This window comes from Pseudomonas sp. SCB32 (assembly GCF_009189165.1).
In the GTDB taxonomy this organism is placed as follows: Bacteria; Pseudomonadota; Gammaproteobacteria; order Pseudomonadales; family Pseudomonadaceae; genus Pseudomonas.
The window spans coordinates 433,410-451,276 of record NZ_CP045118.1; the positions used below are offsets into that span (position 1 = coordinate 433,410).

12 protein-coding genes are annotated in these 17,867 nt (G+C 66.0%); 7 read left to right on the plus strand and 5 right to left on the minus strand.

Going from position 1 to position 17,867, the window contains the following annotated elements:
- Positions 1–67 precede the first annotated feature (67 nt).
- The 5 genes from pyrR to gshB form a co-directional block, all read right to left on the minus strand.
- Entirely contained in the window at positions 68–580 is a 513-nt protein-coding gene (gene pyrR / locus GA645_RS02060) for a bifunctional pyr operon transcriptional regulator/uracil phosphoribosyltransferase PyrR (protein WP_152219510.1), read from the minus strand.
- 118 nt (positions 581–698) lie between these two features.
- Complete coding sequence (gene ruvX, locus GA645_RS02065; RefSeq protein ID WP_152227853.1) at positions 699–1,136, minus strand: Holliday junction resolvase RuvX; 438 nt, start codon at positions 1,134–1,136, stop codon at positions 699–701.
- Positions 1,133–1,702 carry a YqgE/AlgH family protein gene (locus tag GA645_RS02070; protein WP_152227855.1) on the minus strand — a complete coding sequence of 190 codons (570 nt, stop codon included), beginning with the start codon at positions 1,700–1,702 and terminating at the stop codon, positions 1,133–1,135. The genes ruvX and GA645_RS02070 overlap by 4 nt, the downstream gene beginning before the upstream one ends.
- A 76-nt stretch (positions 1,703–1,778) precedes the next feature.
- Positions 1,779–2,672 carry an energy transducer TonB gene (locus tag GA645_RS02075; RefSeq protein WP_152219512.1) on the minus strand — a complete coding sequence of 298 codons (894 nt, stop codon included), beginning with the start codon at positions 2,670–2,672 and terminating at the stop codon, positions 1,779–1,781.
- Positions 2,673–2,726: 54 nt separating this feature from the next.
- On the minus strand, positions 2,727–3,689 hold the full coding sequence (gene gshB, locus GA645_RS02080; protein ID WP_152219514.1) for a glutathione synthase: 963 nt from the start codon (positions 3,687–3,689) through the stop codon (positions 2,727–2,729).
- Between the two features lie 269 nt (positions 3,690–3,958).
- On the opposite strand from gshB, the gene pilG reads away from it, so the two are divergent.
- The 7 genes from pilG (at position 3,959) to GA645_RS02115 (ending at position 17,865) form a co-directional block, all read left to right on the plus strand.
- Positions 3,959–4,366, plus strand: a complete 408-nt coding sequence (gene pilG / locus GA645_RS02085; RefSeq protein WP_015475142.1) for a twitching motility response regulator PilG — start codon at positions 3,959–3,961, stop codon at positions 4,364–4,366.
- A gap of 46 nt (positions 4,367–4,412) precedes the next feature.
- A complete protein-coding gene (gene pilH / locus GA645_RS02090) occupies positions 4,413–4,778 on the plus strand; it encodes a twitching motility response regulator PilH (RefSeq protein ID WP_009615257.1) in 366 nt (121 codons plus the stop codon).
- 61 nt (positions 4,779–4,839) lie between these two features.
- A complete protein-coding gene (locus GA645_RS02095) occupies positions 4,840–5,376 on the plus strand; it encodes a chemotaxis protein CheW (RefSeq protein ID WP_152219516.1) in 537 nt (178 codons plus the stop codon).
- 81 nt (positions 5,377–5,457) lie between these two features.
- The gene (locus tag GA645_RS02100; RefSeq protein WP_152219517.1) at positions 5,458–7,506 is read left to right on the plus strand and encodes a methyl-accepting chemotaxis protein; all 2,049 of its coding nucleotides are present in this window, start codon (positions 5,458–5,460) and stop codon (positions 7,504–7,506) included.
- 59 nt (positions 7,507–7,565) lie between these two features.
- The gene (locus GA645_RS02105; RefSeq protein ID WP_152219520.1) at positions 7,566–8,429 is read left to right on the plus strand and encodes a CheR family methyltransferase; all 864 of its coding nucleotides are present in this window, start codon (positions 7,566–7,568) and stop codon (positions 8,427–8,429) included.
- Positions 8,430–8,453: 24 nt separating this feature from the next.
- Complete coding sequence (locus GA645_RS02110; protein WP_152219522.1) at positions 8,454–16,841, plus strand: Hpt domain-containing protein; 8,388 nt, start codon at positions 8,454–8,456, stop codon at positions 16,839–16,841.
- Positions 16,834–17,865 carry a chemotaxis protein CheB gene (locus tag GA645_RS02115; RefSeq protein WP_152219524.1) on the plus strand — a complete coding sequence of 344 codons (1,032 nt, stop codon included), beginning with the start codon at positions 16,834–16,836 and terminating at the stop codon, positions 17,863–17,865. The genes GA645_RS02110 and GA645_RS02115 overlap by 8 nt, the downstream gene beginning before the upstream one ends.
- Positions 17,866–17,867 lie beyond the last annotated feature (2 nt).

The window sequence follows — 17,867 nt, forward strand, 5'->3', positions numbered from 1 at the left end:
GTAAATTCCGCTCCCTCAACCGATTTCGCCTTGTTCTGCTCTAGCTCGCGAGATCGTAAGCAGGTTCTTACAGCGCGGAGCTGAGAAGCGTGCGCTCGAGGACGAGTGGTGCGGGACCGCGCAATTTTACCCGCTCGTTGGGGGCGAGCGACAGGGTTTCGCCGACCACATCCGGACGAATCGGCAGCTCACGCTTGTTCAGGTCCACCAGGCAGACCAGCGTCACGCTGGCCGGGCGGCCGTAGTCGAACAGCTCGTTGAGCGCTGCGCGGATGGTCCGGCCGCTCATCAGCACGTCATCCACCAGCACCAGGTGCTGGCCGTCGATCTCGAAGGGCAGCTCCGACGGACGGACCTGCGGGTGCAAGCCGCTGCGGGTGAAATCGTCGCGATAGAAGGAAACGTCGAGGATGCCGAGGATCTCATCGCTGCCCAGTTCCTTGAGCAGTGCCTGGGCGACCCAGATGCCGCCGGTGTGGATGCCGACGAAGCGCGGCGAGTCGATCCCGCGCTGCGCCAGGTAGTTGCGCAGGTCGGTGGCCATGCGGGGGAGGAGTTCGGCGGGGCTGGGCAGGGTCATGACGTCTCCAGGTCGGATGGCGGGGCCGCCCGTCTTGAGCGGCCTTCGGTGCGGACCGTTCCGGGGCGGAGTGGTCCGGCAAGCATAGTGGCTTTCGCTCGCTTGGCGCTGCCTCAGGTCAAGCGGGGGCGTGCTCGGCCAGCCAGCCCTCCAGCAGCAGGGCGGCGGCCAGGGCGTCCACCGGACGCTCGCGGTAGCCGTCGCGCTGGCCCTGGGCCAGGCGTTCGCCCTTGGCGGCATAGGTGGTCAGGCGTTCGTCGTGGGTGTGCACCGGCAGGTTGTAGCGGCCGTGCAGGCGGCGGGCGAATTTCTCGGCGCGCTCGCTCATGTCGCTGGGGGTGCCGTCCATGTTCAGCGGCAGGCCGACGACGATGGCGTCGGGCTGCCATTCCTTGATCAGGGCTTCCACGCGGTTCCAGTCCGGCACACCGTTCTGCGCCTTGAGCACGCAGAGTTCGCGGGCCTGGCCGGTGATGGCCTGGCCGACGGCGACGCCGATCTGCTTGGTGCCGTAGTCGAAGCCCAGGAGCAGGCGCAGGGGTTTGCTCGACATCAGGCGTGCCCGGCCTGGGCGGTGAGCAGGCTGAGGTTGATCCCCAGGCGCTCGGCGGCGGCGGACAGGCGCTGTTCGGCCGGAACCTCGAAGAGCACTGCCGGGTCGGCGGGGCAGGTCAGCCAGGCGTTGTCGGTGAGCTCCGCTTCCAGCTGGCCGGCATCCCAACCGGCGTAGCCGAGAGTGATCAGGTGCTGGGCGGGGCCGCTGCCGTCGGCGATGGCGAACAGCACGTCCTGGGAGGTGGACAGCGACAGCTCGCCCAGCTCCAGGGTGGCCTGGTAGCTGCGCCCGGCGGGGTGCAGGACGAAGCCGCGGTCGGTCTGCACCGGGCCGCCGTTATAGATGAGCGTGCCCTGGCAGCGCACGGGCGGCAGTTCGTCCGGGCGCAGCTGTTCGAGTACGTCGGCAAGGCTCAGGCCGCTGGGGCGGTTGATGATCAGTCCCATGGCACCCTGCTCGTTGTGCTCGACGATATAGGTGACGGTCTGGGCAAAGTTGGGGTCCGCCATGTGCGGCATGGCGATCAGGAAGTGGTGCTTGAGAGAGCTTGCGGCTGTGCTTTTCATGCCTGCTAGTTTCAGGCCTGTGGTCTCGTGGGACAAGCCTTGAATACGCCACTGCGCGCCCTCAGGCACGACAGGTTCACTGGCTGGACAGGCGGTCGCCGCGCTCGAAGCGCCAGGTGCGGATGATTTCCAGGCGGTCGATGTCCGACAGGTCGCCGGAGAATGGCGCGAAGGGTGCGGCCAGGCGGACGATGCGCTGGGCGGCCTGGTCGAGGGTGGGCTGGCCGGAGGACTCCAGCACCTGCACTTCATAGAGGGAGCCGTCGCGGTTGATCGACACCAGCAGGCGCAGGCTGCCGTAGATGCGCTGGCGGCGGGCTTCGTCGGGGTAGTTCAGGTTGCCGATACGCTCGATCTTCTTGCGCCACTCTTCCTTATACCAGGCGCCCTTGTCGCGCATGGTCGAGGCGGCGCTCAGGCGGTGGATGCGCGGGCGTTTTGCGTAGGCCTGCTGCTCGCGGGCAAGGTCGGCCTCAAGGCTGGAGATCTGTGCAGAAAGCTGGCTGGAGTCGAACTCTGGCGCGGGTTTGGCGACGGTCTCGGCCTTGGGCGTCTCCGGCTTGGCCTGGACCTTGTCCGGACGTGGGCTACGGGTGCTGACGGCGGTCTTGGGCGCTTCCGGGCTCTTGGCCTGCTTCGGAGTGGCCGGCGGCGCGACTTTCTTGACTTCGGTGTCCTGGAATGGCGCCTGCTCGGTGGTCTTGGGGATCGCCTTGTGTTCCAGGGTGCCGCTGCCCTGCTGGTGCATCTGGGCGAGGTAGTCGGCCTTCTCGGGCGCTTTCTCGCTCTTGAAGCTGGCCAGGGTGATTTCCAGGGTTTTGCTCAGCATGCTGGGCATCGGCATGGTGAAGCCGACGCCGAGCAGAATGGCCACGTGCACGATGGCCGCTACGAACAGGGTGAAACCCAGTCGGTCCGCCGGGCGGACGCCGGAGGACACGGGGAAGTCGGAATGGGTTGCAGCGTTCATTGCGGGTCACTAGGCCAAAGTGGGCGAAAGTCTGCCCACGAGGCTTATAAAAGTCTATGACGCACTGCGCGCCTTGAGCTTTTCGTCGATGACTGCCATCAGCCTCTCACCGATGCGGGTGTCGTAGGCCGCGTCTATCTCGCGGATGCAGGTCGGGCTGGTGACGTTGATCTCGGTGAGGTTCTCGCCGATCACGTCCAGGCCGACGAACAGCAGGCCGCGCTTGCGCAGTTCCGGACCGACCTCCCCGGCGATCCAGCGGTCGCGCTCGGACAGCGGCTGGGCCACGCCACGGCCGCCGGCGGCCAGGTTGCCACGGGTTTCGCCCTGCGCCGGGATGCGCGCCAGGCAGTATTCCACCGGCTCGCCGTCGATCATCAGGATGCGCTTGTCGCCGTCCTTGATCGCCGGGATATAGCGCTGCGCCATCACCTGCTGCTTGCCATGCTGGGTCAGGGTTTCGAGGATCACCGAGAGGTTCGGGTCGCCTTCGCGGTGGCGGAAGATCATCGAACCGCCCATGCCGTCCAGGGGTTTGAGAATGATGTCACGATGCTCCGCGGCGAACTCGCGCAGAATATCGGACCGGCGGCTCACCACGGTGGGCGGCGAACACTGCGGGAAGAGGGTGGCGAAGTACTTCTCATTGCAGTCGCGCAGGCTCTGTGGGCGGTTCACCACCAGGGTGCCGGCGGTTTCGGCCTGTTCCAGCAGGTAGGTGGAGTAGACGAATTCGTTATCGAAGGGCGGGTCCTTGCGCATCAGGATCACATCCAGCTCCGACAACGGCTGGTCGATCTCCGCGTCCAGCTCGAACCAGTGGGCCGGATCGTAGAAGACTTTCAGGGGGCGCATGCGGCCGCGGGCCACATTCTCTTTCTGGTAAAGATCCTGCTGTTCCATATAGAACAGTTCCCAGCCACGGGCCTGGGCAGCCAGCAGCATGGCCAGCGAGCTGTCCTTCTTGAAATTGATCTGCGCGATGGGGTCCATCACGATCCCGAGGCGTACGCTCATGGGATGTCCTCCTGGGACGGGTGAGGGCGGTGAAGAGCACCGTCGAAAAGGCTGAAAAAGGATGCTCAGGGTGGCGCTGGATGTGCGCTCGGTCAAGGAAAAAGCCTGCGCGTTCCGGGTCTTATGGCCTGAATTTGCTGGGCGTGGTAAAGATTCTGACGATTGTGGTAAAAGGTTCCCACGATTGGGTCGCAGCCCGACGGTGGCAGGGCGCTAGCGCACTGAAATAAAAAGTGGAAAAACGACTCACCGAGACGGTAAGGGCGAACATGGAACAGCATTCCGACGGTTTGAAAGTAATGGTGATCGACGACTCCAAGACGATTCGTCGCACCGCCGAAACCCTGCTGAAGAAAGTCGGCTGCGATGTCATCACGGCCATCGACGGTTTCGATGCTCTGGCCAAGATTGCCGATACCCATCCCAGCATCATCTTCGTCGACATCATGATGCCCCGCCTGGATGGCTATCAGACCTGCGCCCTGATCAAGAACAACAGTGCCTTCAAATCCACCCCGGTGATCATGCTGTCCTCCAAGGACGGCCTGTTCGACAAGGCCAAGGGTCGCATCGTCGGTTCCGACCAGTACCTCACCAAGCCCTTCAGCAAGGAAGAGCTGCTCGGCGCGATCAAGACCCATGTGCCTGACTTTACCCCGGTGGAGCACGCTTCCTGAAGTCCGGCCCGAGCGCCGGTGACGCCTTTTCCGTATGGGGACCACAATGGCTCGAATTCTGATTGTTGATGACTCGCCGACCGAGATGTACAAGCTGACCGCGATGCTGGAAAAGCATTCGCATCAGGTACTCAAGGCCGAGAATGGCGCCGACGGCGTGGCCCTGGCCCGCCAGGAAAAGCCGGACGTGGTCCTGATGGACATCGTCATGCCCGGCCTGAACGGCTTCCAGGCGACTCGCCAACTGTCCAAAGACCCGGAAACCAGTGCTATTCCGGTAATCATCGTCACCACCAAGGACCAGGAGACCGACAAGGTCTGGGGCAAGCGCCAGGGCGCGCGCGACTACCTGACCAAACCGGTGGACGAAGAAACGCTGCTCAAGACCATCAATGCGGTGCTGGCCGGCTGAAACCGGTCCGCATGCGCTGAAGTCTTCAAGAACATAATTATTAGAGAAGGCCAGGGCCGGCATGGCGGAAGTCCAGAGTCCTTTCGAGGTTCTCGTCCAGATCGATCAGCGTTGTCGTCAGCTGGCCGCGGGTCTGCCTGCGCAACGCGAAGTGGCGCAGAGCTGGAACGGGATTGGCTTTCGCATGGCCGGGCGCCTGTTCGTGGCACCCATGGGGGAGGTCGGCGAGGTTCTTCACGAGCCCCGCTACACGCTGCTGCCCGGCGTCCGTGACTGGGTGAAGGGGGTCGCCAACGTGCGTGGCCGCCTGTTGCCGATCATGGACCTGTGCGGTTTCCTCGGCGCGGAGCTGTCGCCTCTGCGCAAACAGCGGCGCGTGCTGGTGGTGGAACACCAGGAAGTCTTCGCCGGCCTCATCGTCGATGAGGTGTTCGGCATGCAGCACTTCCCGGTGGAAACCTTCAGCGAGCAGCTGCCGCCCCTCGAAGCGGTCCTGCAACCCTTTATTCATGGCGTCTTCAATCGAGAACAGCCCTGGTTGGTGTTCAGCCCGCATGCGCTGGCGCAGCACCCGGCGTTCCTCGAAGTCGCCAGCTAGATTTTGACCGGTTGGGCTGGTTCTCCGGCCCTTGTTGTGACATGGAAACCGTAAGCGTGGGGGTCCAGGCGGGGGCCGTATATGAAAAAAATCAAGGCAGGCAGTCTCTTTTCGGGCACGCGCAGCAGCTCGCTGATCCTTGGACTCTTCGTGGTCCTGGTGGTGGCGATCGTCTTGCTGTTCGCCAACTTCGCTTACCTCAACAAGCAGGCGGACCACGACAAACAGTACATCGGCCACGCCGGTGAACTGCGCGTGCTGTCCCAGCGTATCGCCAAGAACGCCACCGAAGCTGCAGCGGGCAAGGGCGAGGCGTTCAAGTTGCTGAAAGAAGCGCGCAACGACTTCGAGAAGCGCTGGAACATCCTGGTCAAGGGTGACGAAACCACCAACCTGCCGCCGAGCCCGGCCGCTGTGCAACCGCAGATGGCGGAAGTGCAGAAGGATTGGGACACCCTGCGCAAGAACACCGACTCCATCCTGGCCAGCGAGCAGACCGTACTGTCGCTGCACCAGGTGGCCGCGACCCTCGCCGAAACCATCCCGCAGCTGCAGGTGGAGTACGAAGAGGTCGTCGACATCCTGCTGGAAAACGGCGCCCCGGCCGACCAGGTCGCGGTAGCCCAGCGCCAGTCGCTGCTGGCCGAACGTATCCTCGGCTCGGTGAACAAGGTGCTAGCCGGTGACGAGAACTCCGTCCAGGCCGCCGACAGCTTCGGCCGTGACGCCAGCCTCTTCGGCCGCGTGCTCAAGGGCATGAAGGAAGGCAACGCGGCGATGAGCATCTCCAAGGTGACCAACGCCGAGGCCGTCGACCGCCTCAACGAGATTTCCGAGCTCTTCGAATTCGTTTCCGGCTCCGTGGACGAAATCCTCGAAACTTCGCCGGAACTGTTCCAGGTACGTGAAGCGGCCAACACCATCTTCGGTGGCTCGCAGGTCCTGCTGGAGAAGGCCTCCACCCTGGCCAGCGGCTTCGAGAACCTGACCGAGAGCCGCGTCTTCAACCAGGTCGCCAGCGTCATGCTGGGTGTGATCGTGCTGGGCTCGATCATCCTCATCGGTCTGGTGATGGTGCGCGAGACCAACCGCCGACTGTCCGAGACCGCCGAGAAGAACGAGCGTAACCAGGCGGCGATTCTGCGACTGCTCGATGAAATTGCCGACCTCGCCGACGGTGACCTGACCGTGGCCGCGACCGTGACCGAGGACTTCACCGGTGCGATCGCGGACTCCATCAACTACTCCATCGACCAGCTTCGCGAGCTGGTGGAAACCATCAACCTGACTGCCGTGCAGGTGTCCGCCGCCGCCCAGGAAACCCAGGCCACCGCGATGCACCTGGCCGAAGCTTCCGAGCACCAGGCGCAGGAAATCGCCGGCGCCTCCGCCGCGATCAACGAGATGGCGGTGTCCATTGACCAGGTATCGGCGAACGCCTCCGAGTCCTCGGCGGTAGCGGAACGTTCCGTAGCCATCGCCAACAAGGGCAACGAAGTGGTGCACAACACCATCACCGGCATGGACAACATCCGTGAGCAGATCCAGGACACCTCGAAGCGAATCAAGCGCCTCGGTGAGTCGTCCCAGGAGATCGGTGACATCGTCAGCCTGATTAACGACATTGCCGACCAGACCAACATCCTCGCACTGAACGCCGCGATCCAGGCGTCCATGGCGGGCGACGCGGGCCGGGGCTTCGCGGTGGTAGCGGACGAAGTACAGCGCCTGGCGGAACGTTCCTCCGCTGCGACCAAGCAGATCGAGGCGCTGGTTAAGACCATTCAGACCGACACCAACGAAGCGGTGATTTCGATGGAACAGACCACCTCCGAGGTGGTGCGCGGTGCCCGTCTGGCGCAGGACGCCGGTGTGGCACTGGAAGAAATCGAGAAGGTATCCAAGACTCTGGCGGCGCTGATCCAGAACATTTCCAACGCCGCCCGTCAGCAGGCGTCCTCCGCCGGCCACATTTCCAACACCATGAACGTGATCCAGGAGATCACCTCGCAGACCTCCGCCGGTACCACCGCAACTGCGCGCAGCATCGGTAACCTGGCGAAGATGGCGAGCGAAATGCGTAACTCCGTATCCGGCTTCAAACTGCCGGACATCGCGGAACAGGCCTGAGCAGGGGAGGTGCGCTGCCCGGGCGGTAGCGCACGACAGTCTTGAGCGAGGGACGCGACATGCAGGCAAGTGGCGTCTGGTCGTTGCAGCCGTTGGCCGACATGTCGGCCGCGGAATTCCGCGACTGGCAGGCACTGTTGGAAGACCGTACCGGCGTTGTCGTCAACGAACAGCGCCGTGCCTTCCTGCAGACCAGCCTGGGCGCACGCATGCGCGAACTGGGCATCAGCGACTACGGCAGCTACTACCGGCAGGTCACCGATGGCCCGCGCGGCGCCGTGGAGTGGTCGAACCTGCTGGACCGCCTGACCGTTCAGGAAACCCGTTTCTTTCGCCACAAGCCCTCCTTCGACCTGCTGCAGCGCTACCTGCGCCAGCGCGCCGAAGAGGTCGGCCAGAGCCGGCCGCTGGCCTTGTGGAGCGTGGGCTGTTCCAGCGGCGAGGAGCCATACTCCCTCGCCATGGTCGCCACGCGGGTCTTGGAGGCCGCCGGGTTTGCGCCGTTTTTCGGCGTGACCGGGACCGACATCAGCCTCAACGCCCTGAGCCGGGCGCGCGAGGCGGTGTATGCGGCACGCAAGCTGGATGAGTTCGACCCCGCGTTGACCGCGCGCTTTTTCAGCGTGAGGGACGACGGGCGCTATCAGGTGATACCGAGTCTGGTCGAGCGCGTCTGCTGCGCCCGGCTGAATGTGCTGGAACTGGCCCAGGCGCCAATGTCCGGCATGGATGTGATCTTTTGCCAGAACCTGCTGATCTACTTCCGCCGCTGGCGGCGGCGGGAAATCCTCAATCGCCTGGCCGAGCGCCTGGCGCCAGGGGGACTGTTGGTGGTCGGTGTCGGCGAGGTGGTGGATTGGCACCATCCGCTGCTTGAACCGGTCGCCGACGAGCACGTTCTGGCCTTTACCCGGAAGGGATGACACAGACACATGAGTGGAGTGGCTATGGGTGATCGGCACGATTATGTCGCCCTGGAATGGGTAAAAGGCGAGATTGCCGAAACGCTCAAGCAGGCGCGGCAGGCGCTCGAATCCTACGTCGAGAATCCCCAGGACCCGACGCGGATGGGCTTTTGCCTGGCCTATATCCATCAGGTGCGGGGAACCCTGCAGATGGTGGAGTTCTACGGCGCGGCACTGCTCGCCGAAGAAATGGAGCACCTGACCCAGGCGTTGATCGACCACAGCGTCACCAGCCAGGGCGAGGCCCTGGAAGTGCTGATGCAGGCGATCCTGCAGCTGCCGGTGTACCTGGATCGCATCCAGAGCGCCCGCCGCGACTTGCCGATGGTCGTGCTGCCATTGCTCAACGACCTGCGCACCGCCCGTGGCGAGAAGCTGCTGTCGGAAACCAGCCTGTTCTCCCCCGACCTGTCCCGTACGGCCGCGGCGCTGCCGGTGGATGCCCTGGCGCGCCTGCGTACCGCCGAGTTCCCGGCGCTGCTGCGCAAGCTGCGGCAGATGCTCCAGGTCGCCCTGGTCGGCGTCATCCGCAACCAGGACCTGCCGACCAACCTGGGCTACATGGCGCGCGTCTTCGCCCGCCTGGAGTCCCTGTGCAAGGACGCGCCGCTGGGCCGCCTGTGGGTGATCGCCTCGGCGATCATCGAAGGCCTGGCCAACGGCAGCATCGCCAACGGCACCTCCATGCGCAACCTGTTGCGCCAGGTGGACCGCGAGTTCAAGCGCCTGGTCGACCAGGGCGCCGACGCGATGAACCAGCCGGCGCCGGACGAGCTGATCAAGAACCTGCTGTTCTACGTGGCCAAGGCCTCGGACCAGTCGCCGCGCGTACGTGCGGTGAAGGACGAGTACCGCCTGGACGACGCCCTGCCCGGTGAGGCGGTGGTCGACGAGGAGCGTGCCCGCCTGGCCGGCCCGGACCGCGACGCCATGCGCTCCGTGGTGGGTGCGCTGTGCGAGGAACTGGTGCGGGTCAAGGACAGCCTCGACCTGTTCGTGCGCAGCGACCGCAGCGTGGTGGGCGAGCTGGAAAGCCTGCTGGCGCCGCTCAAGCAGATCGCCGACACCCTCGCGGTGCTCGGCTTCGGCCAGCCGCGCAAGGTCATCCTCGACCAGATCGACGTGGTCGGCGCCCTGGCGCGCGGCCAGCGCAAGCCGGACGATGCGACCCTGATGGACGTGGCCGGCGCGCTGCTCTACGTCGAAGCGACCCTGGCTGGCATGGTCGGGCCGAGTGAGGCGCCGGGCAGCGAGGAAAGCCGCCTGCCGACCACCGATGTCGAGCAGATCCACCAGGTGGTGATCAAGGAAGCGCGCAATGGCCTGGAATTGGCCAAGGACGCGATCATCGAGTTCATCGCCTCGCAATGGAACCACGAGCACCTGGCTCGCGTGCCGGAGCTGCTGACGCAGGTTCGTGGTGGTCTGGCAATGATCTCCCAGGAACGTGCGGCGAAGCTGCTGGAATCCTGCAATCGCTATATCCAGGAGCAGCTGCTGGTGCGCCAGGCCGTGCCGGACTGGCACAGTCTCGACACCCTGGCCGACGCCATGACCGGCGTCGAGTACTACCTGGAGCGCCTGTCCGAAGACCAGGGCACCCAGGGCGACCTGATTCTCGACGTGGCCGAGGAGAGCCTGGAAAGCCTGGGCTACTCCGTCAAACCGCGTCCTTCGATTCTCGATGCCGTCGAGCCCCAGGCTCCGGCACCGCTGGACAATCCGCTGGATGAAATCGACGTGCTCGCCAGCGCGGCACTGTCGGCCGACCTGGCCGTCGAACCGGAGCCGCAGGAGGCGCCGAGCGTCCCGCTGGCGGCGCTGGATGAGCCGGTAGACGAGCTTCCCGTCGCCCCGGTGGACGATTTCAGTGCCCTGTCTTCGCCCGACGAACTGGGTCTGGGCGAACTCCAGACTGAAGCGCCAACCTTCGAGCCGCTGCAGCTCGATACCGAACCGCCGGCTGTCGCGCCGGTGGCTGATCTTGGCGCCTGGTCGCTGGACGAACCCGCTGCAACCTTGCCGGCCGAACCTGCCGACTTGAGCTTGGACGCAGCTCTGGAGCCCGTTGCACTGGATATTCCGGCTCAAGAGCCAAACGAGCCGGCCTGGGAGCTGGACAACGTCGTCGAACCGGCGGCCTCGGAAGAGAACCTCTGGGAAACGCTCGATCTGGGCGCTGAGTCCAACGCGCTTCCCATCCAGCCCGAGCTGAGCGAAGCGCCGACCGGGAACGAGACGAGTTGGTCGCTTGAGCCTGTTGGCGAAAGCGCGCCCGCTGCCGAAGAGGACTGGCTGAGCAACGACCTGAGCCTGTCGCCGGCCGAGCCGCTGGCACCGCTGGCCCTGGACGAGCTCCCGGTTACCCCTCAGCCGACCTCGGCTGCCCCGTTAGACGAGCTGAGCTGGGACGTCGCCGAGGTGCCCGCCGCCGAACAACCGCTGGTCAGCGATGACAACTGGACCCTGGGTGAGCTGTCCGAGACGCCGGTCCTGGCCGAAGGTGTCGACCTGAGCCTCGATGCGCCGCTGGCGCTGGACGAACACCCGGCCGCCATCGAGCCGACCCAGACCGCCCTTGCGGATGAGCTGAGCTGGGACGTCGTCGAGCTGCCCACTGCCGAGTTGCCTGCCGCTGAGCAAGTGCTGGTGAGTGACGACAACTGGACCCTCGGCGAGCTGTCCGAGACGCCCGCCGTCGCCGAAGGCTTCGACTTCAGCCTGGATGCTCCGCTGACCCTGGACGAACTTCCCGGCACCCTGGAATCGGTTGCGGCCGCTGCGACCGCGCCGGCGAACGAACTGAACTGGAATGTCGAACTCCCCGCTGCCGAGCAGCTGCTGGTGAGCGACGACAACTGGACCCTTGGCGAGCTGGCCGAGACGCCCGCCCTGGCCGACGGTGTCGACTTCAGCCTGGATGCGCCGCTGGCGCTGGACGAACTCCCGGGCACCACGGAGCCGTCCCCGGCTGCGCCGATTGCCTCGGCTGACGAGCTGAGCTGGGACGTCGAGCTGCCCGTGGCCGAACAGCGGCTGGTCAGCGATGACAACTGGACGCTCGGTGAACTGTCCGAGATGCCCGCCGTGGCGCAAGGCATCGACTTCAGCCTGGATGCGCCGCTGGAGCTGGAAACCCGGCCCGCCGCCAGCGCCGACGAACCTCTCGCTTCGGCAGAAGGCTGGAGCGAGCTGGATATCGCCGACCTCGACCTGCCGGAAGTCGAGCTGCCGAGTCCGCCGCCGGTGGTGGAACCGGTCACCGAGGTGATCGAGAAACCGATGTCCCTCGCGCAGGTGATGGCTGCTCCCACCCAGGCCATCAATCCGCCTGCGCAGGACGTACCGCCCAGCCTGCTGCCGCCGCCGGCCGATGAAGAGCCGATGGACGACGAGCTGCGCGAAGTCTTTATCGAAGAAGCCGGCGAGGTGCTGGAAACCATCGGCGACCATCTGCCGGCCTGGATGGCGAACGCCGACGAACGCGATGCGCTGACCGAAATCCGCCGCGCCTTCCACACCCTCAAGGGCAGCGGCCGCATGGTCCGCGCCCTGGTGATCGGCGAGCTGGCCTGGTCCATCGAAAACCTGCTCAACCGCGTACTCGATCGCAGCATTTCCACCAGCCCTGCCGTACAGCAGGTGGTGCAGGACGTGGTTGCGCTGATGCCGGAGCTGGTCGAGGAATTCGCCGCCAACGCCCAGCGCCAGCGTGACGATGTCGATCGCCTGGCCGCCACCGCCCATGCCCTGGCCAAGGGGCAGCCGGTCCCGCCGCCAGGTGGTGGACAACCGGAAGCCACCGTCGAGGCCAGCGTCGAGGATACCCACGCGCCCGTCGCGGCGAGCAGCGTGGAGGTCGAAGGCGAAAGCCTCGACCCGCAACTGCTGGAGATCTTCCGTAACGAGGCGGAAACCCATCTGGAAACCCTGGTCGGCTTCCTCGCCGATTGCGCGCAGCAGCTGCCGCAGCCGGTGACCGACGACCTGCAGCGCGCCCTGCATACGCTCAAGGGCAGCGCGCACATGGCCGGCATCCTGCCGATCGCCGAGATTGCCACGCCGCTCGAGCGGCTGATGAAAGAGTTCAAGACCAACCTGCTGCAGATCGACCTGCGCGAGGCCGAGTTGCTGCACGGTGCCGAGCGTCTGTTCCGTGTCGGTCTGGATCAGCTCCTGCAGGGCCGCCCGCTGGCGCCTATCGAAGGAAGCGCCGAGCTGCTGGCGCGCATCGCCCAGTTGCACCAGGAACGCCTGGAGGCCGCCGAGGCCAAGCGTCGTGGCGAGAGCGGCGAAGGCGGCAGCGACCCGCATTTGATCGGCGTATTCCTCGCCGAGGGCATGGACATCCTGCTGGACGCCGAAGACCTGCTGCGGCGCTGGCGCGAACACCCACAGGAGCGCCAGGAGCTGGGCGCCCTGCACGACGAACTGGAAACCCTCAGCCGCGGCGCGCAAATGGCCGAGCTGCCACAAATGGCCGAGCTGGCCGATGCGCTGCTGGCGGTCTATGGCGAAGTGCAGCGGGGTCGGCTCGATGTTGGCGAAGCCTTCTTCAGTGCCGCCGAGGAGGCCCACGAAGCGCTGATCGGCATGATGGACCAGGTGGCTGCTGCGTTGCAGGTCAGCGCACGCCCGGAACAGGTCCAAGCGCTGCGCCGCCTGCTGGACTCGGTGACCGGGCCGGAGGAGGACTTCGTCGACCTGGAGAGCCTGACCGCCGACGACTTCCCGGCCGAGGACGAAGAGTTCCTGCTCGACACCCGCCCGGTGGCCGAGGAAGACCTGCCGGACGGCCTGACCTGGCCGCCCCGCAATGACGCCGCCGAACAGGCGCAGAACGCCGATGACGATGAAGTCATCACCGCCACCGACCCACGCCCGCACACCGCGCCGCAGCATCCGCCGCAAGCGCTGGACGAGGAAATGGTCGCGATCTTCCTCGAAGAGGCGGTGGATATCCTGGATAACGCCGGCCAGGCGCTGGATCAGTGGCTGAAGTCGCCGGAGGCCCTGGCGGCCCTGTCGACCCTGCAGCGTGACCTGCACACCCTCAAGGGTGGCGCGCGCATGGCCGAGATCCGCGAGATCGGCGACCTGTCCCACGAACTCGAATCGCTCTACGAAGGCCTGCTGGACCACCGCTTCCAGCACAGCCCGGCATTGGGCGATCTGCTGCGCACCTGCCACGACCGCCTGGCCACCCAGCTCGACCAGCTGCAGGCCGGCCAGGCGCTGACCGACCCGGCCGATCTGGTGCAGACCATTCGCACCTTTCGGCAGAACCCCGCCGCCGGCCTGAGCGCTTCACTGGCCCAGGCTCCCCTGGCGGTGGAAGCAGAAGCCGAAACGGAGCAGGAGCCGGTCGCGCAAGCCATCGAACTGGAGCTGCCCGCCGAGCCAGAGCTGGAAGTCGAAGCCGACACCGCCGAAGAGGCGCTGCCGGAGGTCGACGTGCAGTCCACCCTCGACAACGCCGAGACCCGGAACGTCGACGCTCCGCGCGAGATCGCCGAGGCGCGGGCCGCCGAAGCCGGCTACGAGCTGGACGACGAGCACGATCAGGAACTGGTGGAAATCTTCCTCGAGGAAGGTTTCGACATCCTTGAAAGCTCCTCCGGCGCCTTGCAGCGCTGGATGGAAAATATCGACAACAGCGTCGAACTGGAGGCGTTGCAGCGCGACCTGCACACCCTCAAGGGTGGCGCCCGGATGGCCGAGATCCGCCCCATCGGCGACCTTGCCCACGAACTGGAATTCCTCTACGAGGGCCTGTGCGGCGGGCGCCTGCGCGCAAGCCCGACCCTCTTCGAACTGTTGCAGCGCTGCCACGACCGTCTCGCCGAGATGCTCGAGGCCGTCCAGAGGCACCGTCGGATTCCGGAGGGCGACTCGTTGATCGAGGCGATCCGCCGATTTCGCGCAAGCCCCGACGAACAACTGAGTATCCCCAGCAGCGTCAGCCTGCAGCCGCTGGGCGCCGAATCGACCCTGCCGGAAGGTCCGGAAGCGGACATCCTCGACATCTTCCTCGAAGAGGCCGATGACCTCCTCGACAGCATGGAGCAGGCACTGGGTCGCTGGGACGGGGAGCGTGAGAACGGCGCCCTGGACGAGCTGCTGCGCATCCTTCACACCCTCAAGGGCGGCGCGCGCCTGGCTGGCCAGAGCAGCCTGGGCGACCTGGCCCATGACCTCGAACAGCACCTGTCCGAGGCCCAGCAGCAGGGTGCACCCTGGCCCGACAGCCTGTTGCTGGACGTTCAGTCCGGCTTCGAGGGGCTGCAGGCCGAGGTGGATCAGCTACGCCTGCACCTGGGTGAAGCCGATAGCGTCGAGGCGGACATCGAGGCACCGCGAGTCGAAGAGCCGGCTCCGCAGCACCTGCCGGTACTGCCCGAAGCCATCATGGCCGCCACTGTGCCGCAGCGCGTCGAAGCGCCGGTGGTGCTGCCCTTCGTCCGCCGTGCCCAGGAGGCCGCTCAGGAGGCGGCTACCCGCCGTGCACCGCAGGAACTGGTGAAGGTCCCCGCGCAGCTGCTCGAAGGGCTGGTCAACCTCGCCGGTGAGACCTCCATCTTCCGCGGTCGCGTCGAGCAGCAGGTGAGCGACGTCGGCTCGACCCTGACGGAAATGGAAGCCACCATCGAGCGGGTGCGCGACCAGCTGCGCCGTCTGGACACCGAGACCCAGGCGCAGATCCTCTCGCGCCACCAGGCCGACGCCGAGCGTGCCGGCTACGAAGAGTTCGACCCACTGGAAATGGACCGCTATTCGCAGTTGCAGCAGCTCTCGCGCGCGCTGTTCGAGTCCGCGTCCGACTTGTTCGACCTGAAGGAAACCCTGGCCGCGAAGAACCGCGACGCCGAGACCCTGCTGCTGCAACAGGCGCGGGTCAACACCGAGCTGCAGGAAGGCCTGATGCGCACCCGCATGGTGCCCTTCGACCGCCTGGTTCCGCGTCTGCGCCGGATCGTCCGCCAGGTGGCGAACGAGCTGGGCAAGCAGGTGGAGTTCGTGGTCAGCAACGCCGAAGGCGAAATGGACCGCACGGTACTCGAACGCATCGTCGCGCCGCTGGAGCACATGCTGCGCAACGCGGTGGACCACGGCATCGAGTCCGGCGAGGCGCGCCGCCTGGCCGGCAAGCCGGAGGTCGGCACCATCCGCCTGACCCTCGGCCGCGAGGGTGGTGACATCCTCCTGACCCTGGGCGACGACGGCGGCGGCATTCGCCTCGATGCGGTGCGCCGCAAGGCCATCGAACGTGGACTGATGACCGCTGACAGCGACCTGACCGACCATGAGGTGCTGCAGTTCATCCTCGAGGCCGGTTTCAGTACCGCCGAGAAGATCACGCAGATTTCCGGCCGTGGCGTCGGCATGGACGTCGCCGCGTCCGAAGTGAAGCAGCTGGGCGGCTCCATCAGCATTCACTCGACGCTGGGCGAGGGCACCCACTTCAACATCCGCCTGCCCTTCACCGTGTCGGTGAACCGCGCGCTGATGGTGCTCTCCGGCGAGGACCTGTACGCCCTGCCGCTGAACACCATCGAAGGTATCGTGCGAGTCTCCCCGTACGAGCTCGAGGCGCTCTACGAGCAGGCCGCGGCCGAGGGCAACGCTTCGCCGCGCTTCGAATACGCAGGCCAGGACTACGAACTGAAGTACCTGGGCGACCTGCTCAACAATGGCCAGCATCCGAAGCTGGTGGGCCAGTCGCTGCCGCTGCCGGTGATCCTGGTGCGCTCGGCGGACCACGCCGTGGCGGTGCAGGTCGACGCCCTGGCGGGCTCCCGCGAAATCGTGGTGAAGAGCCTCGGCGCGCAGTTCGCCGGGGTTGCCGGTATCTCCGGCGCGACCATCCTCGGTGACGGCCGCGTGGTGGTGATTCTCGACCTGCTGGCGACCATCCGCGTGCGTCATGCCCACGCCCTGCAAGCGCAGCCGCGCCGCCAGCTGGTGGGGCCTGCCGTGGCGGAAGTCGAGCACCAGCGCCCGACCCTGGTCATGGTGGTGGACGACTCGGTTACCGTGCGCAAGGTCACCAGCCGCCTGCTGGAACGCAACGGCATGAACGTGCTCACCGCCAAGGACGGGGTGGACGCCATCGCCCAGCTGCAGGATCACAAGCCCGACATCATGTTGCTGGACATCGAGATGCCGCGAATGGACGGCTTCGAGGTGGCGACGCTGGTGCGCCACGACGAACAACTCAAGGACCTGCCGATCATCATGATCACCTCGCGTACCGGCGAAAAGCACCGCGACCGTGCCCTGGCCATCGGCGTCAACCAGTACCTGGGCAAGCCGTACCAGGAATCCGAACTGCTGGAGAGCATCCTGAGCCTGGTGAAGTCCCATGTCTGAGCAGAGCACGCCGCGTATCGCGGTCATCGCCGACACCTCGCTGCAGCGCCACGTGCTGGCCCAAGCCCTGGCCGGCCACGGCTACCAGGTGGTGCTCAACGCCGATCCGGCGCGCCTGGACAGCGAGCAACTGGACGCCTGCGAGACCGACCTGTGGCTGGTGGACCTGGCACAACAGGAAGACTCGCCCCTGGTAGACAACCTGCTGGAGCAGTCGCGGATACCCGTGCTGTTCGGCGAGGGCCATGCGCCGGAGCGGCATTCCGAACATTACCCGCGCTGGGAACGGCGCCTGGTCTCCAAGCTGCGCAAGCTGGTGGGCGACCCCAGCGCCGGCGTCGGCCGCAGCCTCGCGGCGCTGCTTGAAGAAGCGCAGCGGCCGACCCGCGTGACGCTGCCCGACGACCTTGCCGCATCGCCCCTGAAAGCCGGCGAGCCGGCTTCGCAGGTCTGGTTGCTGGCGGCCTCGATGGGCGGACCGGCGGCGGTGAAGGCCTTCCTCGACGCGCTGCCCGGCGCCTTGCCGGTCGGCTTCCTCTACGCCCAGCACATCGATCCGGCGTTCGAGGCCAACCTGCCGCAGGCTGTCGGTCGTCACAGCCAATGGCATGTGAACACCGTGCGTGACGGCGATCCGGTGCGTTGCGGCGAAGTGGTGGTGGTGCCGATCAGCCAGGAGCTGGGCTTCGACGGCGAAGCGCAGATGCGTGTCCTTGATCGCCCCTGGCCGGAGCCCTACAGCCCGTCCATCGACCAGATGATGCTCAACCTGGCCCAGCAGTACGGCGAGCGCTGCGGCGTGATCGTCTTCAGCGGCATGTGCAGCGACGGCAGCGCCGCGGCGGCCTACGTGCGCCGGCAAGGCGCGGAAATCTGGACCCAGCGCGCCGACAGTTGCGCCTGTTCGAGCATGCCCGACAGCCTGCGCGAGGGCGGCTACAGCACGCTCACCGCCGACCCGCGCGAGCTGGCGGCGGCGCTGGTCAACCATCTGGCCGCGCAGTGCGTGGCCGAAGTAACCTGAAA